Origin of the sequence: Nisaea denitrificans DSM 18348 (assembly GCF_000426505.1) — a bacterium.
Taxonomy (GTDB): Bacteria; Pseudomonadota; Alphaproteobacteria; order Thalassobaculales; family Thalassobaculaceae; genus Nisaea; species Nisaea denitrificans.
This window is the reverse complement of the sequence record NZ_AUFM01000011.1, coordinates 1265661-1289474: the sequence shown is the minus strand read 5'-3', so window position 1 is coordinate 1289474 and position 23814 is coordinate 1265661. Positions and strand designations below refer to the sequence as shown.

At 60.1% G+C, this 23814-nt stretch carries 22 protein-coding genes; 6 read left to right on the top strand and 16 right to left on the bottom strand.

Going from position 1 to position 23814, the window contains the following annotated elements; genetic code table 11:
- Together K328_RS0107000 and K328_RS22920 are read right to left on the bottom strand one after the other, a co-directional pair.
- A complete protein-coding gene (locus K328_RS0107000) occupies positions 1–996 on the bottom strand; it encodes a Bug family tripartite tricarboxylate transporter substrate binding protein (RefSeq protein WP_028465364.1) in 996 nt (331 codons plus the stop codon).
- 101 nt (positions 997–1097) lie between these two features.
- On the bottom strand, positions 1098–1817 hold the full coding sequence (locus K328_RS22920) for a GntR family transcriptional regulator (protein WP_205620588.1): 720 nt from the start codon (positions 1815–1817) through the stop codon (positions 1098–1100).
- A gap of 179 nt (positions 1818–1996) precedes the next feature.
- On the opposite strand from K328_RS22920, the gene K328_RS0106990 reads away from it, so the two are divergent.
- From K328_RS0106990 to K328_RS22915, 3 genes are all read left to right on the top strand, one after another.
- Positions 1997–3187, top strand: a complete 1191-nt coding sequence (locus K328_RS0106990; RefSeq protein ID WP_028465363.1) for a CaiB/BaiF CoA transferase family protein — start codon at positions 1997–1999, stop codon at positions 3185–3187.
- A gap of 31 nt (positions 3188–3218) precedes the next feature.
- Positions 3219–4004, top strand: a complete 786-nt coding sequence (locus tag K328_RS0106985; protein WP_028465362.1) for an enoyl-CoA hydratase — start codon at positions 3219–3221, stop codon at positions 4002–4004.
- A 152-nt stretch (positions 4005–4156) separates the two neighbouring features.
- Positions 4157–4798, top strand: coding sequence for a class I SAM-dependent DNA methyltransferase (locus K328_RS22915; protein WP_051284609.1), 642 nt, complete (start codon positions 4157–4159; stop codon positions 4796–4798).
- Between the two features lie 42 nt (positions 4799–4840).
- Here the strand turns inward: K328_RS22915 and K328_RS0106975 are convergent, their stop codons facing one another.
- On the bottom strand, positions 4841–5233 hold the full coding sequence (locus tag K328_RS0106975) for a PilZ domain-containing protein (RefSeq protein ID WP_028465360.1): 393 nt from the start codon (positions 5231–5233) through the stop codon (positions 4841–4843).
- 180 nt (positions 5234–5413) lie between these two features.
- On the opposite strand from K328_RS0106975, the gene K328_RS0106970 reads away from it, so the two are divergent.
- Complete coding sequence (locus tag K328_RS0106970) at positions 5414–5755, top strand: hypothetical protein (RefSeq protein ID WP_156901188.1); 342 nt, start codon at positions 5414–5416, stop codon at positions 5753–5755.
- A gap of 9 nt (positions 5756–5764) precedes the next feature.
- Here K328_RS0106970 and K328_RS0106965 read toward each other — a convergent pair whose 3' ends face one another.
- The 12 genes from K328_RS0106965 to K328_RS22910 all read right to left on the bottom strand — a co-directional run bounded on the left by K328_RS0106965 (position 5765) and on the right by K328_RS22910 (position 18155).
- Complete coding sequence (locus K328_RS0106965; RefSeq protein WP_028465358.1) at positions 5765–6322, bottom strand: glutathione peroxidase; 558 nt, start codon at positions 6320–6322, stop codon at positions 5765–5767.
- Positions 6323–6386: 64 nt separating this feature from the next.
- Positions 6387–7295 (bottom strand): DMT family transporter, encoded by a 909-nt coding sequence (locus tag K328_RS0106960; protein WP_205620587.1) that lies wholly within the window; start codon positions 7293–7295, stop codon positions 6387–6389.
- Between the two features lie 37 nt (positions 7296–7332).
- Positions 7333–8535: a mandelate racemase/muconate lactonizing enzyme family protein gene (locus K328_RS0106955; RefSeq protein WP_028465356.1), complete on the bottom strand. Its 1203-nt coding sequence runs from the start codon at positions 8533–8535 to the stop codon at positions 7333–7335.
- Positions 8536–8634: 99 nt separating this feature from the next.
- A complete protein-coding gene (locus tag K328_RS0106950) occupies positions 8635–8931 on the bottom strand; it encodes a hypothetical protein (RefSeq protein WP_028465355.1) in 297 nt (98 codons plus the stop codon).
- 44 nt (positions 8932–8975) lie between these two features.
- The gene (locus tag K328_RS0106945; RefSeq protein ID WP_028465354.1) at positions 8976–9572 is read right to left on the bottom strand and encodes a hypothetical protein; all 597 of its coding nucleotides are present in this window, start codon (positions 9570–9572) and stop codon (positions 8976–8978) included.
- A gap of 143 nt (positions 9573–9715) precedes the next feature.
- Positions 9716–10954 (bottom strand): phenylacetate--CoA ligase family protein, encoded by a 1239-nt coding sequence (locus K328_RS0106940; RefSeq protein WP_028465353.1) that lies wholly within the window; start codon positions 10952–10954, stop codon positions 9716–9718.
- A 39-nt stretch (positions 10955–10993) separates the two neighbouring features.
- Positions 10994–11827, bottom strand: coding sequence for an ABC transporter ATP-binding protein (locus tag K328_RS0106935; protein WP_028465352.1), 834 nt, complete (start codon positions 11825–11827; stop codon positions 10994–10996).
- A 64-nt stretch (positions 11828–11891) separates the two neighbouring features.
- On the bottom strand, positions 11892–13220 hold the full coding sequence (locus K328_RS0106930) for an ABC transporter substrate-binding protein (RefSeq protein ID WP_028465351.1): 1329 nt from the start codon (positions 13218–13220) through the stop codon (positions 11892–11894).
- Positions 13221–13318: 98 nt separating this feature from the next.
- Entirely contained in the window at positions 13319–14392 is a 1074-nt protein-coding gene (locus K328_RS0106925) for a branched-chain amino acid ABC transporter permease (RefSeq protein WP_028465350.1), read from the bottom strand.
- Between the two features lie 4 nt (positions 14393–14396).
- The gene (locus tag K328_RS0106920) at positions 14397–15353 is read right to left on the bottom strand and encodes a branched-chain amino acid ABC transporter permease (protein WP_245577417.1); all 957 of its coding nucleotides are present in this window, start codon (positions 15351–15353) and stop codon (positions 14397–14399) included.
- 25 nt (positions 15354–15378) lie between these two features.
- On the bottom strand, positions 15379–16203 hold the full coding sequence (locus K328_RS0106915) for an ABC transporter ATP-binding protein (protein WP_084608218.1): 825 nt from the start codon (positions 16201–16203) through the stop codon (positions 15379–15381).
- Positions 16204–16223: 20 nt separating this feature from the next.
- Positions 16224–18155 (bottom strand): AMP-binding protein, encoded by a 1932-nt coding sequence (locus K328_RS22910; RefSeq protein WP_036553220.1) that lies wholly within the window; start codon positions 18153–18155, stop codon positions 16224–16226.
- Positions 18156–18606: 451 nt separating this feature from the next.
- Between K328_RS22910 and acnA the strand changes: the two genes are divergently transcribed.
- A complete protein-coding gene (gene acnA / locus K328_RS0106905; protein ID WP_028465347.1) occupies positions 18607–21294 on the top strand; it encodes an aconitate hydratase AcnA in 2688 nt (895 codons plus the stop codon).
- A 121-nt stretch (positions 21295–21415) separates the two neighbouring features.
- Positions 21416–21862 (top strand): hypothetical protein, encoded by a 447-nt coding sequence (locus K328_RS0106900; protein WP_028465346.1) that lies wholly within the window; start codon positions 21416–21418, stop codon positions 21860–21862.
- 67 nt (positions 21863–21929) lie between these two features.
- On the opposite strand, the gene ade is transcribed toward K328_RS0106900, so the two are convergent.
- Positions 21930–23741, bottom strand: a complete 1812-nt coding sequence (ade, locus tag K328_RS0106895) for an adenine deaminase (protein ID WP_051284608.1) — start codon at positions 23739–23741, stop codon at positions 21930–21932.
- Positions 23742–23814 lie beyond the last annotated feature (73 nt).

Genomic DNA, 23814 nt, shown 5'->3' with positions numbered 1-23814 from the left:
TCAGAGCATACCGAGTTCAGTGAGGGCCGTGGTGCTCTCGTCATAGATCCGGCGGATGTGCGCGGTCCATTTCTCGGCACCGATGACGCTGGATTTCGGCATGCCGCCGGAAGCCAGGTACCCTTGGTAGACGCCGTGCTCCATCGCTTTCACGAGGCCGCCGCTGAGTATATCGATGCGGTCCTGCGGCACGCCGGAGAGGCAGGCGAAACCACGGACCGTGGAAGCCACTGAGTCGACGCCGGAATCGCGGGCGGTCTTGACACCGTTGAGGGCGGCAATCGGCTCTTCGGAGAGGCTGACGACCGGGCGGAATTCACCGGCGCTGTACTGGGACTCGCCTTCTGCATAGTTCAGCAGGGCCACGTCGATATTGCCGGAGACCAGGTTCGTCACGATGTCCCCGCCACCTTTGAACGGGACAATGGTGTACGGCATGTTGCCGCAAGCCTTGGCGAAGTTGTGGATGCCGACATGGTCAGCGCCACCGGCGAAGGTGGTGCCCCACTTCAGGCCGCCTTTCTTAGCGGCGGCGGCGGCCATCAGATCGTCGAGGGTCTTGATCTTGCTGTTCGAGCCCACGGTGACGATCTGCGGATCGTCGGTAGCGCGTGCCAGGCCGACCATTTCCTCGATCTTGATTGGCACTTTCTTCTGAATGATCTGGAAAATGTGCGACTGCGTGATGGTCATGAAGGTGTAGCCGTCACGGGGGCGCGACTTTGTGTACATCAGCGCAGCCGAACCGCTGCCACCGCGCTTGTTCACTACGACCAGATCCTGTTTGAACACCCTGCGGGCCCGCAGCATCATCATGCGGGTGGTGATGTCGGTGCCGCCGCCCGGACCGGCATGGGTCACGACGTTCAGGGTCTCGGCCGGGAAGTCTTCTGCGAAGGCCTGATCACCAAAGGTGGCGACTGCCGCGCCGGTAGCGCCAGCCAATACCGTGGATTTCAGAAAATCACGGCGATTGAAGAAAGCTGAATTGGACATAAATTTCCTCCATTGTCCTAACTCGTAGAAAAGGCGCACCAGGATCACCCCCGCGAGGGAGTGCCGTTGATGATGCGTAGGCGATTGTCAGTCCGGTTCTTTTAGTGGCCGGCCAGATTGGTTTTCTGAGGGTCCGTCTTGGAGAGCCCAGACGGTTCTTCGGTCAATGTGCCAAGGAAGCGTTTGCATCCTCGTTCGATATGAATACGCCCGGCTTCGCGAGCGGCGTCGGGATCGCCGACGACGATGCCGGCAAGGATGGTTTCGTGCTCTTTCACGGACTCCGCGATGTTCGGAACGTTTGACAGACCGCGGCGCCGGAACAAGTGCATTTCCTTCACGACGCTGTGGTAGACGTCGATGGCGCGCTGGTTGTGCGAATGGTTAATGATGGCGGTGTGAAAGTCGACATTAAGCCGGTAGTAGGCTTCCTTGTCGTCGCAGGCGAGGGCCGCCCGCATCGCGCTCATGTTTTCGCGCAATAACGTCACGGTCTCATTATCGTGCCGCCGGGCGACTTCCTGACACGCCAAGGCGAAAAGAGCGCCGCGTAGGGCATAGAGATTCTTGACCTCACCGAGGCCGATTGTCCGCGCTATGGCGCCTTTGTTGGGGAGAATTTCCACCAGCCCGGATTGTGCCAGACTGCGCAGGGCTTCCCTGACGGGCCCGCGGCTGACGCCGAGCTCTTCGGCAATCAGCGCTTCCCCTATCCGTGCGCCCGCGGCGATTTCGCCGGTCAGCACGCGCCTCTCGATCTCACGCTCAACGTGAGTTGTCAGAGTCGCGTATTCGCGAGCGTGGAAGGGTTTGTTTTGCATGGCCATCTTTTTTATAGGCGTTTCCTCGTTATGTCGACTGTAAATAGTAGAAATGCAGATTGTCAACAATCAACAAACTACATATTGTCCGCAGGTAACCAAATTCGCTGCGACATTCATCGCGGTGCCCTGTAAAAAGGGTTCCAAGTAATTGAGAAACCGGAGGAAAGTGTTCAAAAATGGGCATTTCTCATGCCAGTACGGTGCTGAACAAATACAAGGTTCTTGATCTTACGCGGGTGCGCTCGGGTCCGACTTGCGTGCGGCAATTGGCCGATTGGGGCGCCGACGTGATCAAGATCGAGATGCCGGCGACAGACAATGCCGGGCAGCTTGGCGGACCGCGTGAAGGCGCCGATTTCCAGAACCTTCATCGCAACAAGCGCAGTCTGACCCTTAACCTTAAGGACAAGCGCGGGCTTGAGGTTTTCCGAAAACTCGCCCGTGAGGTCGATGTCATCGTCGAGAATTTCCGTCCGGACGTTAAAAACCGGCTGGGCATCGATTACGAGACGCTGTCCAAGGACAATCCGGGACTGGTCTATGCATCGATTTCAGGCTTCGGCCAGGACGGACCGTTGGCCAAGCGCCCGGGTTTCGATCAGATCGCGCAGGGCATGGGCGGCTTGATGTCCATTACCGGCAAGCCCGGGGAAGGACCGATGCGGGTCGGTATTCCGATTGCGGACCTTACTGCGGGTATTTTCTGCTCCCAGGCTATCCTGCTGGCCCTGCTCGAGCGCGAACAGTCCGGTAAGGGGCAGTGGGTGCAGACCTCGCTCCTGCAGGCCCAGGTCTTCATGCTGGATTTCCAGGCGGCGCGCTGGCTGGTCGACGGCGACGTGCCGAAACAGGCTGGAAACAATCACCCGACCAGCATCCCCACCGGGGTCTTCAAGACGTCCGACGGCTACATGAACATCGCCGTTGCCGGACAGGCCATCTGGGAAAAGTTCTGCGCTGCCATGGGCAAACCGGAATGGAACGAGAATCCGGATTACGCGACAGGAACAGCCCGGTCCGATAACCGGGACGCCCTGAACGCAGAGATCGAGGCGGAGACTCTCAAGGACACCATGAGCAACTGGATCGAGCGGCTGAATGCCGCCGGTGTGCCTTGTGGTGAGATTAATGATATCCAGCAGGTCTTCGAAAGCCCGCAGGTGGCGCATTTGGGGCTTGCCCAGCCGGTCAAGTCGCACGAGCGTGGCGATACCCATCTGGTGGGCCAGCCGATTATCATGAGCCGGACGCCATCGACCATTGCTTCACCGCCACCGATGGCGGGTGAGCACAATCAGGAAGTGCTGACGGATCTCGGCTTTGCCGCTGATGAAATTGAGACATTGAAACGTGACGGCGTCATCTGAGCGCTGGAATACAAAGGGAAAGAGACAGACCATGACTGACAAGATTCTCACCAGCCAGGAAGGCGCGATCGCCCGGATCGTTTTTAACCAGCCGGAAAAGCGCAATGCCGTATCGCTGGAAATGTGGGAAGCGGTTGAAGCGGCGCTCGACCGATATTCGGCCGATGACAGTGTTCGGATCCTGATCCTGTCCGGCGCGGGCGGAAAAGCCTTCGTCTCCGGCGCCGATATTTCCAAGTTCGAATCCGAACGCGCCAGCGCCGACGGTGTTGCCCGCTACAACGCAACCACCAAGCGGGTCTATGACAAGGTCGCCGATTTCCCGAAACCGGTCATTGCACAGATCAACGGCTTCTGCGTCGGCGGCGGTGTTGCGCTCGCGGTCTGCTGCGATCTCAGGATCTGCGGTGAAAGCTCCAAGTTCGCGATCCCGGCCGCCAAACTCGGTCTCGGATATGGCTACCCGGGGATTTCCCGCCTGTCCGCGCTTGTCGGGCCGAGTTTCGCCAAGGAAATCTTCTTCACCGCAGGCCGCTTCGAAGCTGAAGACGCCCGTATCATGGGGCTGGTGAACCGGGTTGTTCCGGACGATCAGGTCGAACAGTTCTGCCTCGATTATGCAAAGACCATCTCAGAGAACGCGCCGATGACCGTTAATTCGGTGAAGTTCATCGCCAATCAGACCGTGGCGCCCGAAAGCGAGCGGGATCTGAAGAAGTGTGACGAACTGGTCACGGCCTGCTTCGCCAGTGAAGACTATATCGAAGGCCGCCGCGCCTTCATGGAAAAGCGTAAGCCCGAATTCAAGAACCGCTAAGATCAAGAGACATGCGGACGTGGCATTGCTGCGTCCGCGTTTTTATACCCGAACGTTCATTGCGGGCGGATCGCGGTAAATATTTCTGAAATCAGTTCTTAAACGGGCTGTTTCGGATGATAGGTTTTCTCCAACAGAGGGAGAAAGCAGCAATGGCACACGAAAAAATCATACGGACCGATGGAAAAGTGTCCCGCAGCGGCGCGGTCAATGCTGAAAGCTATGATGAATGGGCCAGTGACTATGACCGGGAGCTGGCAAGCTGGGGCTACGATGCGCCGGAGCAGGCAGCCGGACTGCTAAAAGGTCATCTTCCCGGTTTCGAGAAAGCGGCGATCCTCGATTGCGGATGTGGGACAGGATTGACCGGCGCGGCGCTCAGGGCCGCTGGCGCTGGTGGCGACTTGACGGGGTTGGATGCGTCTGAAGCCAGTCTCGAAACTGCGAAGCTGAAGAAAGTCTACGACCGTCTGGAATATGCGGACCTCAACAAGCGACTCCCGCTTGATGACGAGTCCGTGGATGGCATCCTTTGTATCGGTGTTCTGACCTATCTTGAGGAAGCGGCCATCTTCAAGGAATGGCTGAGAGTGCTCCGTGCTGGCGGTGTCGCGGTGTTCACCAGCAGGGATGATTTCTGGCAGTCGCGCGGTATCGCCGAGATGCTGAACCGGCTGGAGCTGGAGGGCCGTTGGGAGTCGCTGCATGTCTCCAGGCCGATGCCTTATCTGCCGGGCAACCCAGATTTTGCGGACAAGGTGAAGGCTATCTACGCGGTTTACAGAAAGCTCTGATCCCGAAACATAGCGAGGCGTGCAACGGACTGTTTGGGCGGGCTAATTCTCAGCGTCATAATTGTAGATATAAGGCAGGAACAGGCGCGCAATCGATGGGTGCTTCAGGGCGAGATCGCGGATGTCGGTCTCGCCCGGATAGGTTTCGAGATGCAGGCCGACCTGGCTGGTGGCTACGATATTGATCTTCAGGCCGGAAACCTCATCGCCTATCGAGAGCAGGGCTTCGCCGCGGAATTCAATCGACGTTTCCGATGTGAACAGAAAGCCGATCAGCGAGACGTTGACGATCTCACCCTTGATGACGGTTCCGTCCGGAAGTGCCAGTTCTGCGTCGACATGGAATGCCACGCGATCGAATGCGCGGCGCTCCTGGTCCGTCATGTCACGCATCCAGCCGGTCCTGTTGTAGCTCTCGTTCAGCTTGTCACTCATGTTTGATCCCAGGGCGGTTGGCTGTACTGATTTGTACGGTACGTTCTCTGATAACCCAACTTTCAAGTTAGCGGAATGGGGCGCGACAACCTTCTTCGAATCTATGCGTCATCCTGAAGCATTGAAAGGGCTCGTTAAAGGGGCCACTCTTCACGTGTATCTTCAGAAGGAGGCTGGGTCGTGCATCTCAAATCTCCCATGCTGCGGTTCCTGTTCGGTCACGGGGTGATCGGTGGCGGGGCCGGTATCGCCATTGCGATCAGCCTGCTCGTGTTCGATGTTGCCGGGCTTGCAAGCCTGAGCATGAAATCCGAGCCGACGTGGCTTGGCCCGTTTCTGCTTTGCTTTTCCTTCTTTGCGTCCTTCAGTGCGCTGGCAATGGGGGCTGCGGTCATGAGTTATGACGATTATGGGAATGATGGAGATGACGACGGAACGACTGTCCAGCATCGCATCGTCCCGGATACGCAAAACTCAGAGTCCGGCCGGGCCGAGAGAGCCGTTATCAGAGTCCGTAAATAGGTCTCTCTTCTAACGCGGCAGGGCAGCTTCAACGGCCTTGATCAGCTTTGCGGCAGATGGGGCAGTCGTCGATGCAAACCAGTCGATGGCCTTGCCGTCCGGGCCAATCAGGATCTTGTAGAAGTTCCAGCGAGGCTTCGAGAGTGGCCCCAGTTCTTTCGCTGCCCAACGGTAAAACGGGTGCGCCTGCTCTCCGGAGACCGTCTGTTTTTCCGTCATGGGAAAGTCCACGGCGAAATTGACCGCGCAGAAGTCCTTAATTTCGTCTGCAGTTCCGGGTTCCTGCGCACCGAAATCGTTGGAAGGTACGCCGAGCACCACAAGGCCGCGCTCCCTGTAACGTTCCCAGAGTGCCTGCAATCCATCGTACTGCTTCGTAAAGCCGCACAAAGAGGCTGTGTTCACCACGAGCACCGCCTTTCCCGCGTACTCCTTCATGGAAAGCGGATCTCCTTCTATCGAGACGAAGGAGAAATCGTGGGCACTCGTTGCCGCGGCTTGACCGGCAGGCATCAGGAGCAGCCCGAATAGGATTGCGCCTGCAAGGCGCGTTGCGTGAATGTCCATGTCCGTGATCTCCAATCTCTCTCGATACGAAGCCCGGCCTGCATCGGATGACCTTGCCGGTGGATCATGTCGACAGCAGCAGGAAGAAGATTCCGGTGATTACCAGGCCGATCCCGGCGAGCTCCAGCGGGCTGCTCTTTTCCTTGAAGAAGAGATAGGAGGCCGCGAAGGTGAAAACGAGTTCGATCTGGCCGAGCGCGCGGACATAGGCGGCATTCTGGATCGTCATGGCGGTAAACCAGCAGGCGGAAGCGGCCATGCCGCTGAGCCCGACAATGCCTGCGACTTTCCAGTTCCGCAGCGCTGCCGTGATCTGCCCCGGGTCCCGGATGCGCATGTAGCCCGCCATGGCGACGGTCTGCATGATGGTGACGCAGCCGAGCGTGAAGCCGGCCTGGATCAGGAATCCTTCACCTCCGAGGGAAAGCGACGCCGCACGGTAGGATACCGCCGAGATACCGAAGCAGGCGCCGGAGGCGAGACCGATCATGGCCGTCCGGCTGGTCAGGGAACGGACGATGCCGGAAATCCCGGTGGCCTGCTTGGCGGCGGAAATGGCCAGTACCCCAATGAAGCTGATCAGGATCGCGACCATTGCGCCGGCGGTCAGCGGGTCGCCGAGAATGACGATGCCGAAGACCGCGGCCTGCACTGTCTCGGTCTTGGAATAGGTGGTTCCAACGGCAAAGTTCCGGAAGGCGAAGAGATAAACGAGCAGGGCGGTGGCGGCGATCTGAGTCGCTCCGCCGATGGCCGCATAGATCCAGAAGGCCAGTTGCGGCTCCGGCATGCTGAGACCGACACCGTCATGCAGGAACCAGACATAGAGCCAGGCCGGGACTACCGCATAGAAGAAGCGGATAAAAGTCGCTCCGGACGTGCTGAGCTTCGATGTCAGATGCTTCTGCAGCGCAGAGCGCAGGTTCTGGCAGAAAGCCGCAGCGATAGTGATCGGAATCCAGAGTTCGATCATTAAAAATACCTATATTTCAGAATATTGTGAGTGTTTGTTAAAGTGATGAGCGGCGGATGTGACAATCCGGTCGTTTGAGGATATCCGGCTGCAGGCTGAGGCCGTGTCCGGCGCCTGCCGGTGCCGTGATCTCGCCGTTGGTGACCGGGGGAAGCTGTGTGACGAGATCACTATACCAGCCGTAATAGAAGGCGCGCACCATTTCCTGGATGAAGCAATTATGGGTGTTGAGGGCCAGATGGGTCGAGGCGGCAAGGACGACAGGCCCGGTGCAGTCATGGAAGGCGACTGGAACGTGCCAGGCATCCGCCATGGCTGCCATCTTGCGCGCTTCGGATACCCCCCCGCCCCAGGCGATATCGGTGATGATCAGGCTGAGGGATTCCATCTCCAGCAATTGCCGGTAGTCGGCACGGCCACCACGCGTCTCGCCGACAGCGATGGGGGCGGCGGTGGCACGGGCCACCTCGTCAAGGCTGGAGAGATTGTCCATAAAGACCGGGTCCTCGACCCAGAGCGGGTCTACGGCTTCCAGGGCACGGCTGATCTTGATTGCGGTCGGCCGGTCCCACATGGAATGCAGCTCGGCCATGATGTCCATGCGGTCGCCGTGAGCCTCGCGGATCTTTTCGAACGGTGCCATGGCTGCCGTCAGGTCGCGCGGGTTGATATGGTGGCCCCGGCTGGCTTCGGCGGCATAATCGAACGGCCAGATCTTCATTGCCGTGATGCCCATTTCCAGCAGGCTGGCGGCAAGCTCGTCGGCGTGATTCAGGAAAGCGTCGAGATCCTCAAAACCTCCCTGATTGGCGTCGAGGCCGAAATTATCAGTGCCCTGGGTCGGTCGGTTCTGCACGTAGCGGGTGCCGGCGCAGGTATTATAGACGCGGATGCTGTCCCGGACCGCGCCGCCAAGCGCCTGGTGCAGCGGCATGCCTTTTGACTTTGCGAACAGATCCCAGAGCGCGATGTCGACCGCGGAGCGGCCACGCATCTCCGCGCCAGCTCCGCTGAAGCCCACATAACCGGTCAGGTCGCGTTGATGCTGTTCGATCCGGTGCGGATCCTTGCCGAGCAGATAGGGAGCGATGATGTCGTGAATATGGGCCTCGGCGGCGCCGGGCCCATAGAAGGTTTCGCCGAGGCCGTCCGCGCCGTCGTCGGCGATAACGCGGACCCAGAGCAGGTTTGGAAATTCCTCGATCCTGATGGTTTCGATTGTCGAGACTTTCGCGCCCATTCTTTTCCTCCACCTTCGTCACCGGTCTTTGCCGTTTTTTCGATTGTGGAGCGAAGCGGGAGGGAGCGCCAGCCAGCGGTCGGAAATAGGCGCGCTTTCTTAAAGCACCAATCCAACTCCTTTCTTGATCAATCCGATGACCGAGTTGATCGCATCGACGCGCATGCTTTGGGCTGCCGTTGCGTCTTTTGCGGCTTTGATCTTTGCGTCCATGTCCGCAATCGTCGGGGTGTTGATGCTCGCCATCTTGTCCGCAATGTCAGAAAGCGACATCCCGTCGATCTCGTTCTTCAGATTATTGATCTTGACTGTTGTCAAGGTGCGGTCCGGCTCGTCAAGGGAGCTTGCGGCGCTTTCCAGCGCGGCGATCTTTTGGTTCAGTTCATCGCGGGTCATACGGAGAATCCTTCCGGAACAATGCGTGGGAACGAGCGGTGGGGTTAGCCATCCAGACCGGTCAAGAGGACCTTCAGGTCATTGGCGGCACCGGTCACGCGCGGGATGGTCATTTGGACCTTTGTTATCAGATGTGAGACGGAGGGCTGCTCAAGCACGCTGCTGACGATTTTCTGGCCTGCTTTTTCCGACTCGATATAAGCATCCAGGGCGATCTGCACGTCCTTCATCGTGGCGATGTACTGTCCGAGCTCCTCCGATTTCGCCTTTATGGCGTGGAGATCCTGCTGCAGCTTGGCACGGGCCGCAGCTGCTGATTTCGCGGATGATTCGGACGCTTTCAGGACTTTTTCCGCCAGTGTCTTACGTTCGGCCGCGCTGTCGCCCTTATTGCTATCGGACAGGAGCGTAACCAGTTGCGCTTTGCTGTCTGCTTCCCGGGCGGCAATCCGCTCCTCCGCCTGTTTCTGAATTTTAGTGGAAGCAAGGACAAGGGCCTCGGACTGGGTGGCGACGGCTGTGATTGCCGTTTCGAAATACTGGATTTGCGCCGTTGAAAGCTGTTTGACCTCGGGCGGTGTCGCGCAGGCGGAAAGTGCAATCAGCATCGCGCCGGCCATGATGTTTCGCAGAGTGCGCATACAACCTCCATGGAGCGCTGTTGCGCTCAACTGTTATAAATATTCTCCTAAAAAGTGTATTTTGTGTTGCGACTAATGGCAATCGAAAAAAATACTTATTTACTCAAGATGAAGGTGTGGCTCGTACTTGCAGACGCGTTTTATCAATCGTAGCTGCGCGCGTCCTCGATCACCTTGCCGTCATTTGCAAGGCTGCCTTCGGCGACGAGTGAGACCGAACCACGAAGTTTCGTGACGGATTGCAGGCTGGACGCAACAGCGTCGGAAAGAGCTTCTCCGGATGCTGCCGTTTCGCAATGCAGAGTCATTACGTCCTCGCCGGTTCGTCCGGTGACGATAAGGCGTGCTTTCGAGATTTCCGGATGGCGTTTCACCACCTCGGCGACCTGCCCCGGGTGAACGAACATGCCTTTGATCTTGGTGGTCTGGTCGGCACGGCCCATCCAGCCCTTGATGCGCTGGTTGGAGCGCCCGCACGGGCTGGCGCCGGCCAGGACCGCAGACATGTCTCCGGTGCCGAAGCGGATGAGCGGATAGCTCTGATTGAGGCTGGTGACGACAATCTCTCCAACCTCGCCTTCAGCGACCGGATCGCCGGTGCCGGGGCGGACGATTTCCACGATCACGCCTTCGTCCAGGATCATGCCCTCCAGAGCCGGGCTCTCATAAGCGACGAGCCCGAGATCTGCAGTGCCATAGCATTGCAGTACATCGCAGCCGAGATCGGAGAGTTCCTTGCGCAGGCTCGGGGGCAGGGCTTCGCCGCCGACGAGGCCCTTCTTCATGCTGGAGATATCGACACCGAGTTCCCGTGCCTTTTCCAGGATGATTTTCAGGAAACTTGGCGTTCCGCCGTAGCCAGCAGGTTTGAGGTCGGAAGCTGCCTGGACCTGCATTTCGGTATTTCCGACGCCGCCCGGAAAGACGGCACAACCGATGGCGCGTGCGGCGCTGTCGACCATCATCCCGGCCGGGGTCAGGTGATAGGAGAAGCAGTTGTGCAGGATCTCGTCCTTACGGAACCCGGCGGCGTAAAGTGTACGCGCGAATCTCCAGGGATCGGGCTCGGGGCCTTCTGCATCGTAAATCGGGCCAGGCGACATATAGAGCCGGGCAAGGCCGTTCGGTGCGACAGTGGTCATGCCGCCAAAGGGAGGTGTGCTTTTCTGCAGGTCAAGCAAGTCGCCCTTGCGGGTGACGGGGAGGCCGGCAAGGGCAGTACGGCTGGTGATCGCGCCCGGATCGACATCCGCCAGCAGTTTTCCGAAATAGGCGGTCTTGCCCTTGGCCAGGGCGACCTGAGCGGACAAGGCCGCCATCTGGGCGGCCTCGCGTTCGTCGGTACTGCGGGTTTCAAGCGTGTCGTAAAAATCGCCGCTCATTTCGGTACGGTCCCCAACTCTTGAATGCGTGACGATGTGTTAGCCGAGCCAACGTTTGCGACGGCGGTAATGCTTCACGTCGCGGAAGCTCTTCCGGCCGCCGGTGCTGATGCCGAGGTAGAATTCCTTCACATCCTCGTTTGAGCGCAGGCTTTCCGCATCGCCTTCCATGACGACCCGGCCGCTTTCCAGGATGTAGCCATACTTCGCGTAGCGCAGAGCGACGTTTGTGTTCTGCTCGGCCAGCAGGATGGAGACACCTTCCTGCTCGTTGATCTTCTTGACGATCTCGAAGATCTGTTCGACCAGCTGCGGGGCGAGGCCCATGGACGGCTCGTCCAGCAGGATTGTTTTAGGCCGGCTCATCAGTGCCCGGCCGATGGCAACCATCTGCTGCTCGCCACCGGACGTGTAGCCCGCCAGGCTGGTGCGCCGATCACGCAGGCGCGGGAAGTAATTGTAGACCATCTCCAGATCCCGGGCGATGCCCGCCCTGTCCCCGCCGCGTGTGAACGCACCGGTCATCAGGTTTTCCTCGACGGTCAGATGTTCGAAGCAATGGCGGCCTTCCATGACCTGGATAACGCCCTGCTCGACCAGATTGTGAGGGTTCATCGACTGGATCGGGTTACCCTCGAATTCGATCGTGCCTTTCGTTACCTCGCCGCGTTCAGACTTAAGCAGGTTCGAAATGGCTTTCAGTGTTGTGGTCTTGCCAGCGCCGTTGCCGCCGAGAAGGGCGACGATGCCGCCGCGCGGGACTTCAAGGGAGACGCCCTTCAAGACCAGAATGACGTGGTCGTAGATGACCTCGATATTATTGACGCGGAGTATCGGTTGTTCCGCTCCGGTTTCCTGTTCGACCGCTGTCACTTCCTGTTCCTCCGGATGATTGGACGCGGCGCCGGTTGTCCGGCGCCGCGTCCGTATCAGGTCATCAGCTGCAGCTGCGCGGCGTGATGTTGTTTTCCTTGGCGTAAGCCGCGGCATCTTCCTTCACGAGGGCGCGGACGACATCGTGCATCGGCTCGATCCACTCGGAGACGATGTTCCACTTGCCTGCGGCCGCATCCCATTGCTGGATTGCGATCGGGCCGTCACCTTCGTGATTTTCGCAGGTGATCTTGATCGGCTTCATGAAGTTTTTCAGGCCGAGGCGATCAAAATCGGCTTCCTTGAGGTCGATTGCCTCGAAACCGTCACGCACATGCTCACCGCGAATGTCCTTCGTGCCATGGATCTTGATGGCATTCCGCATCGCTTCAGCCGTGAAAATGGCTTCGAGCATGCCACGGTTGTAAAGGACTTCGCCCACACGAGCTTCTTCGCCCGCGCCGTTGCCCTTGGCATAGACGTGGGTTTTGATTTCCTCCAGAGCTTTGAAGTTGGAGCCCGGAGCATGCATGGTGCCCGCGAGATAGCCGTTCGCAGCCGGACCGGCCGGTGCGACGTCATTCTCTGAACCGGACCACCAGACGCCGATGAACTTGTCCATCGGGAAGCGGATGGCTGCGGCTTCCTTGATGGCAACCTGGTTCATCACGCCCCAGCCCCACATGAAGATCCAGTCGGGCTTGCCGCGGCGAACCTGCAGCCAGGTAGCTTTCTGTTCCTGACCCGGATGGTCGACCGGCAGAAGCATCAGCTCGAAGCCGTACTTGGCGCCGAGCGTTTCCAGCGTCTTGATCGGCTCCTTGCCATAGGCGGAGTTATGGAAGACGAGGGCGATCTTTTTGCCCTTCAGGTTCTCCATGCCACCTTCCTTTTCGCCGACATATTTGACGAAGGCGCTGGCCTGGGACCAGTAGGTCGCCGGGAAGTTGAAGATGTACGGGAAGACGGTGCCGTCAGCTGCGGAGGTCCGGCCGTATCCCATGGAGAGGATCGGAATTTTGTCTTCGCTGGCCTTCGGGATCAGCGCGTAGGTCACGCCGGTGGAGTGCGGGTTGAAGACGAGGGCACCTGACTGGCCTTCGTTTTTCAGGTTCTCGTAGCACTCGACGGAGACCTTGGTGTTGTAACCGGTCTCGCACTCGACGACATCGACCTTGATACCTTCAACGCCGCCGTCACGTTCGTTCAGCATGTTGAAATAGTCGATGAAGCCGTTCGCCAGCGGAATGCCGTTCGGGGCATAGGCGCCCGTCCGGTAGACCAGGTTCGGAACGGTATAGGAGTCATAGTCCGCCCGGGCGGTTTCCGCCCAGGCCGCGCCAGCGATAACGCCCGCCGCCGCGATGGCAATGCTTGCCTTCGATAGTCTCATTAGTTGCCTCCCTTAAAGTGGCCGCATATTTCGCGGTCCGTTCAGGTTAGTGCGTGAAGTGCCACGCGGAGCCTTTTCCCCCTGCCAGACAAGGCTGGTCAGTAGGGGAAGGGCCAAAGTCGGAGCTTCTCCTTGGCGATCTGCCACATGCGTGCCAGACCGTGTGGCTCCTTGATGAGGAAGAAGATGATCAGCGAGCCGACGAGCATGAACTCGATATGTTTCGCCGTCACCGGAACCATCCCGATCCAGTCGACCAGAACGACCTTCAGCCCGACCGGCATCAGCGCCATGAAGGCGGCACCGAGGAACGATCCGAGCACGCTGCCAAGACCGCCGATGATGATGGCGAACAGCACGAAGAACGATTGCAGGATGTCAAAGGCTTCCGTGGCTTCGACGGTGCCGAGCCAGATATGGAAGATGATCGCACCGCCCATGCCGATATAGAAAGACGAGACGGCAAAGGCCAGCAGCTTGGTCTGCAGCGGGCGGATGCCCAGAAGCTCGGCCGCGATGTCCATGTCCCGGATCGACATCCAGCTACGCCCGACACGGCCGCGTACCAGATTCAGGGCTATCCATGTAAAGACGATGATGAAACCGAGCACGAACAGATACTGTGCGGCGGGCTCGGCCTGCGGTCCGGAAACAAGGAACCCGAACACTTCGCGCGGCGGTGCGGTGATCTGGCTCATTTCGTAATTGTAGAACCACGGCACCTTGTTGAACATCCAGATCAGGAAGAACTGGGCCGCCAGCGTTGCGACGGCGAGATAGAACCCCTTGATCCGCAGACTAGGCAGGCCAAACAGCACGCCGACAGCCGCTGTACAGCCGCCGGAGAAAAGGATCACGAAGATCAGGTTCAATTCCGGAAAGGCCGTGCAGAGCTTATAGGAGCTGTAGGCGCCGACAGCCATGAAGCCGCCGGTACCGAGGGAGATCTGGCCGCAATAGCCGACGAGGATGTTCAGGCCGAGCGCGACCAGCGCATAGACCATGAACGGCAGCAGGATAGCTTTCGACCAGTAGTCGTTGATGACAAATGGAATGATGGCAAGTGCCACCACCAGGATAGCGGCCAGCAGAATCTTGTCCTGAAAGATCGGAAAGAGCTGCTGATCGGCGGCATAGTTCCGTTTGAACTGGCCTGTTTCACGGTACAGCATGGACTTAAACCCTTTCGATGATCTTGTCGCCGAACAGTCCTTGCGGCCTGAACATCAGGAAGGCGAGTGCCAGCATGAAGGCGAACCAGTTTTCCACGGCACCGCCATGGACGCTGTACCAGAAGACTTCGACGACCTTTTCCCCAAGCCCGATGATCAGACCGCCGATAATGGCGCCGGGGATGGAAGTAAAACCGCCAAGGATGAGGACGGGCAGGGCCTTCAGCGCGATCAGCGACAGGCTGAACTGCACGCCGGACTTACTGCCCCACATGATTCCGGCCACCAGCGCGACGATGCCGGCGACAGACCAGACGATGACCCAGATCTGCTGCAGAGAGATGCCAACGGAGAGGGCCGCCTGATGATCGTCGGCCACGGCGCGGAGCGCACGGCCAATCCGGGTCTTGGTGAAGAATATTGCGAGGACGGCGACGAGTGAGCCGGCGGCGATGGCCGCGGTTACATCGAGCTGCTCGACATAAACCCCGCCGATATCCCAGATGTCGGTCGGCAGACCGATATCCAGAACCTTCACATCACTGCCCCACATCAGGTCGCCGGCGCCTTCCAGCACGTAGGAGAGGCCCAGCGTGGCCATGAAGAGAATGATCAGCTCCTGGTTCACCAAGGGTCTGAGCACGACCCTTTCGATTATCACGGCGAGAAGGATCATGATCACCACCGTGGCGCCTAATGCGACGATGACGGTGAGCCATTTGGGCAGGCCGTCCGGCATATATTCCATGATGCCTGTAAGGGTCAGCGCGGCAAACAAAGCCATCACGCCCTGGGCAAAGTTAAAGACGCCGGATGCCTTGAAGATCAGCACAAAGCCGAGGGCGACGAGGGAGTAAAGCACTCCGGCCATCAGGCCCTTGATTACGGTTTCGATGAAGATGAGGGGGTCGAGGTACATGTCCACGAAGGGCTGCACCAGCACTGCATAAATTAGTTCCACGTTCGGACTCCTTTGGCGCGCCGTGTCAGTCGTGGCTCACGCCAAGATAGGCGTCGATGACATTTTGATTGGCGCGCACCTCGTCGGGCGTGCCGTCTGCGATCTTCACACCGTAATCCAGCACGACGACCCGGTCGGACAGGTCCATGACCACGCCCATGTCGTGTTCGATCAGGATCACGGTGGTGCCGAATTCCTCGTTCACATCCATGATGAAGCGGGACATGTCCTCCTTTTCCTCGACATTCATGCCGGCCATCGGCTCGTCGAGCAGGAGAATGTCCGGATCCATCGCCAGTGCGCGGCCGAGTTCAACCCGCTTCTGCAACCCGTAGGGCAAGCGGCCGACAGGCGTGCGCCGGATCGGCTGGATCTCGAGAAAATCGATGACTCTTTCCACATGCGCCCGGTTTTCCAGCTCTTCCTTCTGGGCCGGGCCGAAATAGAGGCACTGCCAGAAGAAATTGCTCTTCATCTTCAGCAACCGGCCGGTCATCAGGTTGTCCAGCGTGCTCATGCCGCGAAACAGGGCGATGTTCTGAAAGGTCCGGGCGATGCCGTGCGAGGCCGCGTAATACGGGTCCATGGACGGGAAGGTCTTGCCGGCGAATTTGATCTGGCCCGAGCGCGGTTTGTAAAAACCGTTCAGGACATTCAGCATCGAGGACTTACCGGCCCCGTTCGGGCCGATGATGGCGCGGATCTCGCCCTTGCGGACGTCGAAACTGACATCGTTGATGGCGGTCACACCGCCGAATTTCACGATGATGTTCTCGACGGCGAGAACCGGGTCGCCGATCGTGCGCGTGTCGACGCTGCCGGAGGGCGGGTTCACCCCGCCTGAATCGATTACCTGTGCTTCTGCCACGCTCAGCCTGCCTTTTTCATTTCGGGCGCTGCGGCGCCGTCGACTTTCTCGATGTGCATGGACGCTTCGATGTTGCCCTTGCGGCCATCCTCGAACGTCACCTCGGAATTCATCTCCGCCCGGTCGCCTTCGCCGTAGAGCGCTTCGATGATCGGACCGTAGCGTTCGGAGACCACACTGCGGCGCACCTTGCGGGTTCGTGTGAGCTCTCCGTCATCCGCATCCAGCTCTTTGTAAAGAAGCAGGAACTTCCGGATTTTCTGGGTGTCCGGCAGGCTCTCGTTCACATGGGCGATTTCGCTGCGGATCAGCTCGTAGATCTCCGGGCGGTCCGAGAGGTTGGTGTAGGAGGTGAAGGGGATGCGGGCTTTCTCTGCCCATTTCGAGACGATCGAGAATCGGATGCAGATGATCGCCGTCAGATAATCCCGATCGGCCCCGAGGATCACGGCCTCGCCGATATAGGGCGAGAACTTCAGTTTGTTCTCGATATATTGCGGCGAGAATTTCGTGCCCGTGCGGGTCTGGGCGATGTCCTTCACCCGGTCGATCACCGTCAGCCGGCCTTTGTCGTCGAAGAAGCCGGCATCGCCGGTATGCATCCAGCCGTCCTTCATGTCTTCCTTGGTAGCTTCCTCATTCTTGTGGAAGCCGCGAAACATGTTCGGGTGCCGGGTGATAATCTCGCCGACGCCGTCTGTGTCGGCATCGATGATCTTCACTTCACAGCCCTCGAACGGCACGCCGACCGTATCGACGTCGATTTCCTTGCCGTCCTGCAGGGTGTAGGCACCAAGCAGCTCGGTCTGGCCGTAGAGCTGCTTCAGCGGTACGCCCATGGCGAGGAACAGTTTGAAGGTGTCGGGCCCCATGGCGGCGCCGCCGGTGGCGGCGGAGCGTACATTGGCAAAACCGAGCCGGTCGCGCAGGGCGCTGAACAGGGCGACATCAGCCAGCCAGGACTTGCCTCCCTTGTCGAGTGCCTCGCGTCCCATCTCCACGCCCTTGTCGAAGATCCACTGGGTCAGTGGTCCCGCATCCATCACCCGGGCGCGCATGTCGGCGGCGATCTGCTCCAGCACCCGCGGGGCGAGCAGCAGGAAGGTCGGGCCGATCTCGCGCATATCGCTCATCGCGGTTTCCTCGTTCTCCGGGAAACTCACTTTCATGCGGGAATTCAGCCCGAAGCCGATGGTGTAGACCTGCTCCATGATCCAGGGCATTGGCAGAACGGAGACATATTCGTCCGTCGAGTCCTTCGGGTCGTGCTTCAGATAGAGCTGGGTGTGGCGAACGAAATTGCCGTGCGGCAGCTCTGCCAGCTTCGGGTTCGACGTGGTGCCCGAGGTGGTGCAGAGAATGGCGATATCTTCGCCTGTCACCGCGTCGACCATCTGGTCGAACAGTTCAGGCGAGGCGGAATGGATCTCGGCGCCGCGGGCGACCAGATCGTCGAAGCTGACGATCCGAGGATCGTCGAACTTCCGCATACCGCGGGTGTTGGAATAGATGATTTTCTCGATCGTCCCGGCGCGGTCGCCGAGATTGAGGAACTTGTCGACCTGCTCCTGATCTTCGGCATAGGCCATCCTGGCCGCGCTGTAGCCGGTGAGATAGGCGATCTCGTCTTCCAGCACGTCGCGGTAAAACCCGATGGTCATCGCGCCGACGGACTGGGCCGCAAGCTCGGCGCAGATCCAGTCGACATTGTTATCGCCGATGATCGAGAAGACGTCGCCTTTGACCAGCCCGGCTTCGTTCAGGGCCAGCGCAAGATTTCGGACCCGTTCCAGATAGTCGGCCCAGGTGAATTCGGTCCAGACACCGAAATCCTTCTCGCGCAGCGCTACGTCATTGGGAAACCGTTCCGCGTTATAGCGGAGGAGCTTCGGCAACGTGTCGTAAACCGAAGCGTCCGGGTATTCGTACGCCATGTTCCGTCCCTATTACTCGGACCGAAACCGGGCAGGCGCAGACGGAATTCAGCTATGGAAGATAGCCGTGGATGGACCCGTGGCGTGATGCCGCGAGCCGTTCCTCCCTGTCTGTCCTGGCCCTTGACCTCCGCGTTTGCCGCGGATGATCAGCTTCGGACCTTTTGTTATTTCCGGGTCCAGCGACATTGCGCCGGGCCTCGTTATCGGTGCCGATTTTTGGATGCACTCGTGCCTAGGTCAACAAGATAATTTCGATACGGGCATTTTGCGGAACTGAATTTCGCAATTTCACCGGGCCAGCGCATGCACTGGGTACTGGCACTCGTCGGTGGAATTTCCTATATAAAAGATGCGCGGTCAGGGGCGCTCCCCTCCCACGCCACAAAGACTTATGGAAAAGACCGGGCCGAGGCGCTCCTCGGGCGGCCACCATCACAAATCATAGGAGATGATAGTGACTGCTGGCCAAGACAGCCTGAAAACCCGACGTACGCTCAAGGCGTCCGGGAAAAGCTATGATTATTACAGCCTTGAAGCCATGGCAGATGCCGGTTTTCCGGAGATTCGCAAGCTTCCGCACTCGCTGAAAGTACTGCTGGAAAACCTGCTGCGCTACGAAGATGGGCGCACGGTAACCCTGGACGACGTCAAGGCGCTGTCCGAATGGGTAAAGAATAAGAAGTCTTCCCGTGAAATCGCCTATCGTCCGGCCCGGGTCCTGATGCAGGACTTCACAGGAGTTCCGGCCGTGGTCGATCTCGCCGCCATGCGCGACGCCATGACGCAGCTCGGCGGTGATCCGGAAAAGATCAATCCGCTGTCGCCTGTCGACCTGGTGATCGATCATTCGGTCATGGTGGACGCATTCGGCGGTCCCGACTCGTTCAAGAAGAACGTCGATCTGGAGTTCGAACGGAACGGCGAGCGGTACGAGTTCCTGCGCTGGGGCTCCAAGGCCTTCCGCAACTTCCGCGTTGTCCCGCCGGGAACAGGCATTTGCCATCAGGTCAACCTGGAGCATCTGGCCCAGACTGTCTGGACCAAGGACGAGGACGGCAAGACGATTGCCTATCCGGACACGCTGGTCGGCACGGACAGCCACACAACCATGGTGAACGGCATGGCCGTGCTCGGCTGGGGCGTCGGTGGTATCGAGGCGGAAGCGGCCATGCTCGGCCAGCCTGTCTCCATGCTGATCCCGGAAGTCGTCGGCTTCGAGCTGACCGGCAAACTGCCGGAAGGCGCGACGGCTACCGATCTGGTGCTGATTGTGGTGCAGATGCTTCGCAAGAAAGGCGTGGTCGGCAAGTTCGTCGAATTCCACGGCTCCGGCCTCAGCCACCTCAGCCTGGCGGACCGCGCGACCATCGCCAACATGGCCCCGGAATACGGCGCCACCTGCGGCTATTTCCCGATCGACAACGAGACCCTCAGCTACCTCAGGCTGACCGGCCGCGAAGATGACCGGATTGCGCTGGTGGAAGAGTACGCCAAGGCCCAGGGCATGTGGCGTGACGACAGCCAGGAAATGGTGTTCACGGACACCCTGTCGCTCGATCTCGGTACCGTGGTGCCGTCAATTGCCGGCCCGAAGCGTCCGCAGGACCGCGTGCTGCTGACCGAAGCCGCTCCGGAATTCGCCAAGGCCTTCATGGATCTCGCCGGCGGTGTCGCGCCGCGGACGATGGACGTCGAAGGCGAGGACTATACGCTGAGCGACGGTGACGTGGTGATTGCCGCAATCACCTCCTGCACCAACACCTCCAACCCGTCAGTGATGATTGCGGCCGGCCTCGTCGCTCGCAACGCGGCGGCCAAAGGCCTGACGGCGAAGCCATGGGTGAAGACCTCGCTCGCACCGGGCTCCCAGGTCGTCACCGACTATCTGGAAAAGGCCAACCTGCAGGTCGAGCTGGACAAGCTCGGCTTCAACCTCGTCGGCTACGGCTGCACTACTTGCATCGGCAATTCCGGCCCGCTCGACCCGCATATCGCGGAAGCGGTGGAGAAGGGCGATCTGGTCGTCACCTCTGTGCTGTCCGGCAACCGGAATTTCGAGGGCAGGGTGAACCCGCACGTCAAGGCGAACTATCTCGCCTCGCCGCCGCTGGTCGTTGCCTATGCCATCGCCGGTAACCTGAACGTGGACCTGTACAAGGACGCGCTTGGCGAAGATCCGGACGGCAACCCGGTCTACCTGAAGGATATCTGGCCGACCAACCAGGAGATCAGTGAACTCCTGGAGGCCGATCTCAGCCGGGAGATGTTCCAGAACCGCTATGCCAACGTGTTTGAGGGCTCGGCGGAATGGCAGGCGGTGCAGACCACCGGCAGCCTGACCTACAACTGGAACGACGGTTCGACCTACGTCCAGAACCCGCCTTACTTCAAGGGTATGGACAAGGAGCCGGGCGCGTTGGCGGACATCACAGGTGCCCGCGAGCTGGCCATCCTCGGCGACTCGATCACCACCGACCACATCTCACCGGCCGGCTCCATCAAGTCGGACGGCCCGGCGGGCGACTATCTGCGCGAACGTCAGGTCCGCCCGGTGGACTTCAACGCCTACGGCGCACGGCGCGGCAATCATGAAATCATGATGCGCGGCACTTTTGCCAATATCCGGCTGAAGAACGAGATGGTCGAAGGCGTGACCGGCGGTTACACCAAGCACCAGCCTTCCGGCGAGCAGATGGCGATCTATGACGCCGCCATGCGCTACGAGAAGGAAGGCGTCTCTCTGGTCATCGTCGGGGGCAAGGAATACGGCACCGGCTCCTCCCGTGACTGGGCGGCCAAGGGCACCCGTCTGCTGGGCGTCAAGGCCGTGATCGTCGAGAGCTTCGAGCGTATCCACCGCTCCAACCTCGTCGGCATGGGCGTGCTTCCGCTGCAGTTCAAGGACGGCATGAACCGCGAGACCCTGGGCCTGAAGGGGACGGAACAGTTCGACATCACGGGGATTGCCGACGGCATCACCCCGCGCATGGACGTGCCGTGCAAGATCACCTACGCGGACGGCTCCACCAAGGATGTGACCCTGCTTTGCCGCATCGATACCGCGGACGAGGTGGAGTATTATCGTCACGGCGGCATCCTGCAGTACGTGCTGCGGAACATCGCCAAGGCGGCATAACGCCCACCCGTACAGCGTCGAAAACCCGAATGGAAAACGCCCGGCTTCAGCCGGGCGTTTTTGTTGCTTGACGGCCAGTTTAAAGTGACTACATGAACGCGTCATGGGCGCGGATAATAAAATGTTTTACATCCAGGGCGAGCTTATCGAGGCCGGGTCGACACCTGGTTTCGAGTTTGCGTCGTATCGCCATGCCCCGGACGTCCTGCACCGGATCAAGGTGGTCGGCCCGATTGGCCTGAAAGAACGCATCCCGCTCTATCGCAAGACCCTCGCACTGACCCCGGCCGATACGTATTTCTGTATCCTCGACAACAGCGAGCGCCATCCCAACAGCCTCAGTTTTGAGGATATCAGGTTCCTCGACCAGTTGTTGCTGGACGCGGGTATCGCCACTTTCTATGGGGCGACGATTACGCTCGACGCCGGATACCGCGATATCGTCGAGCTTGCGAATGCGAACGTCGAGAATATCGGTTTGAAGGGAAAACTGATGACGACGCACAGCCCGGAGGAGGCCGAAGCCTTTATCATGGAAATGCTCGCAAGCACTGACGGCGGGAAGTAGAAACCGGCGTGCCCCAGCCCGCCCGCACTAGCCTCTTTCCAGCGGTCATCCCCCCAATTTCATCGTCCTAACCCTCAATCAACTCTGTCAGCTCGAACTTCGTCACATCCACCAGCCCGAGATCGCTGATCCGCAGCTCCGGGATCACCGGCAGGGCGAGCAGGGAGTGCTGCATGTAGGCGTTGTTCAGCGTGCAGCCGCATGCCTCCATGGCGGCGACCATGCGGTCGGCCTTGGCGGCGACCTCGATTGCCGGGTGGTCGGACATCAGCCCGGCGATGGGCAGCTCGACCAGCGCGAGCTCTTCGCCGTCCTTCCACACCGTGACACCGCCGCCGACGGCGCCCAGCCGGTTCGCGGCCAGCGCCATCATCTCCCGGTCGGTGCCGACGACGATCATGTGGTGGCTGTCATGGGCGACGGTGGAGGCCATGGCCATCCGGCCCTTGTAGCCAAAGCCGGAGACAAACCCGTTCACCACGCCGCCGGTGGCGCGGTGCCGCTCAACCAGCGCGATCTGGCAGACGGCGCCGTCTCCCTCGACCACACCGTCCGCGACCGGCAGCTCGGCTGTCAGCGCCTTGGTCGGTGCCTGGTTCTCGACCACGCCGATCACCTTGGCGGTGACCGCATTCGCGCCCTCCGGCGCCGGGACCGCGAAATCCGCCGCGGCCAGTGTCTTGCCCAGATGCACCGTGTGCCGGGCGGAGTCCGGCCAGTCGTAATGCGGGCAGTCGACGGTGATCTTGCCGTCCATCGCCACGGTCTCCCCGCGCGCGATGACATGCTCGATCGGCAGGCTCACAAGGTCCGAGGTCAGGATCATGTCGGCCCGGCGGCCGGGCGTGATCGAGCCGAGTTCACGCTCCAGCCCGAAATGGGTCGCGGTGTTGATCGTCGCCATCTGCAGCGCCACCAGCGGATCGCAGCCGCAATCGATGGCATGGCGGACGACGCGGTTCATGTGGCCGTCATTCACCAGCGTGCCGGAATGGCAATCGTCGGTGCAGAGGATGAAGTTCCGTGGGTCCAGACCCTTCTCCGTCACCGCTGTGATCTGGCTTTCGACATCGTACCAGGCCGAGCCCAGCCGCATCATCGAGCGCATGCCGTTGCGCACCCGGGCAATCGCGTCGGCTTCTTCGGTGCCCTCGTGATCGTCCGCCGGCCCGCCCGCCACATAGGCGCTGAAGGCGATACCTTTGTCGGGAGAAGCGTAATGCCCGCCGACGGTCTTGCCCGCCCGCATGGCCGCCGCGATTTCCGCCAGCATCTGCGGATCGCCGTTGATCACGCCTGGGAAGTTCATCATCTCGCCCAGCCCGATAATCCCCGGCCAGCTCATCGCCTCCGCCACGTCCTCGGCGCTGATCTCGAAGCCCGTGGTCTCCAGCCCCGGCGCGGAGGGGGCGCAGGAGGACATCTGGGTGAAGATGTTGACCGGCTGCAGCAGCGCCTCGTCATGCATCATCCGGACGCCGGCAAGGCCGAGCACGTTGGCGATCTCGTGCGGGTCTGTGAACATGGTCGTGGTGCCGTGCGGGATCACGGCGGCGGCGAACTCGGCCGGCGTCAGCATGCCGGACTCGATATGCATATGCGCGTCGCACAGCCCAGGGATCAGATACCTCCCGCCGCCCTCGATCACCCGCGTGCTCTCGCCGATGCAGTGGGAGGCGTCCGGCCCGGTATAGGCAACCCGCCCCTCGGCCACGGCGACCTGCCAGTCCAGCACCTCGCGGCTGTGCACATTGACGAGGCGCACGTCGCGGATGACGAGATCCGCCGCCTCCCGCCCGGCGGCAACGGCAACCAGACGCGGCGCGGCCTCGGGCCAGCTTTTCAGCGCGGGCCGGCTCTGGAGCGAAGAATCGGACATGGGCGTGCCTCCGGAACAGGGAATGGCTCGGTTGAGCCTTGTTCTTATGTATGGCCGGGCCGCCGGCGATGCA

Bases quoted from the DNA above. Each gene is read 5' to 3' on its own strand.
- K328_RS0106900 (WP_028465346.1), top strand. From the start codon at position 21,416: ATGTTTTACATCCAGGGCGAGCTTATCGAGGCCGGGTCGACACCTGGT.
- K328_RS0106925 (WP_028465350.1), bottom strand. From the start codon at position 14,392: ATGCTGTACCGTGAAACAGGCCAGTTCAAACGGAACTATGCCGCCGAT.
- K328_RS0106985 (WP_028465362.1), top strand. From the start codon at position 3,219: ATGACTGACAAGATTCTCACCAGCCAGGAAGGCGCGATCGCCCGGATC.
- K328_RS0106960 (WP_205620587.1), bottom strand. From the start codon at position 7,295: ATGATCGAACTCTGGATTCCGATCACTATCGCTGCGGCTTTCTGCCAG.
- ade (WP_051284608.1), bottom strand. From the start codon at position 23,741: ATGTCCGATTCTTCGCTCCAGAGCCGGCCCGCGCTGAAAAGCTGGCCC.
- K328_RS0106975 (WP_028465360.1), bottom strand. From the start codon at position 5,233: ATGAGTGACAAGCTGAACGAGAGCTACAACAGGACCGGCTGGATGCGT.
- K328_RS0106945 (WP_028465354.1), bottom strand. From the start codon at position 9,572: ATGCGCACTCTGCGAAACATCATGGCCGGCGCGATGCTGATTGCACTT.
- K328_RS22920 (WP_205620588.1), bottom strand. From the start codon at position 1,817: ATGCAAAACAAACCCTTCCACGCTCGCGAATACGCGACTCTGACAACT.
- K328_RS0106955 (WP_028465356.1), bottom strand. From the start codon at position 8,535: ATGGGCGCGAAAGTCTCGACAATCGAAACCATCAGGATCGAGGAATTT.
- K328_RS0106940 (WP_028465353.1), bottom strand. From the start codon at position 10,954: ATGAGCGGCGATTTTTACGACACGCTTGAAACCCGCAGTACCGACGAA.
- K328_RS0106950 (WP_028465355.1), bottom strand. From the start codon at position 8,931: ATGACCCGCGATGAACTGAACCAAAAGATCGCCGCGCTGGAAAGCGCC.
- acnA (WP_028465347.1), top strand. From the start codon at position 18,607: ATGATAGTGACTGCTGGCCAAGACAGCCTGAAAACCCGACGTACGCTC.
- K328_RS0106990 (WP_028465363.1), top strand. From the start codon at position 1,997: ATGGGCATTTCTCATGCCAGTACGGTGCTGAACAAATACAAGGTTCTT.
- K328_RS22910 (WP_036553220.1), bottom strand. From the start codon at position 18,155: ATGGCGTACGAATACCCGGACGCTTCGGTTTACGACACGTTGCCGAAG.
- K328_RS0106930 (WP_028465351.1), bottom strand. From the start codon at position 13,220: ATGAGACTATCGAAGGCAAGCATTGCCATCGCGGCGGCGGGCGTTATC.
- K328_RS0106965 (WP_028465358.1), bottom strand. From the start codon at position 6,322: ATGGACATTCACGCAACGCGCCTTGCAGGCGCAATCCTATTCGGGCTG.
- K328_RS22915 (WP_051284609.1), top strand. From the start codon at position 4,157: ATGGCACACGAAAAAATCATACGGACCGATGGAAAAGTGTCCCGCAGC.
- K328_RS0107000 (WP_028465364.1), bottom strand. From the start codon at position 996: ATGTCCAATTCAGCTTTCTTCAATCGCCGTGATTTTCTGAAATCCACG.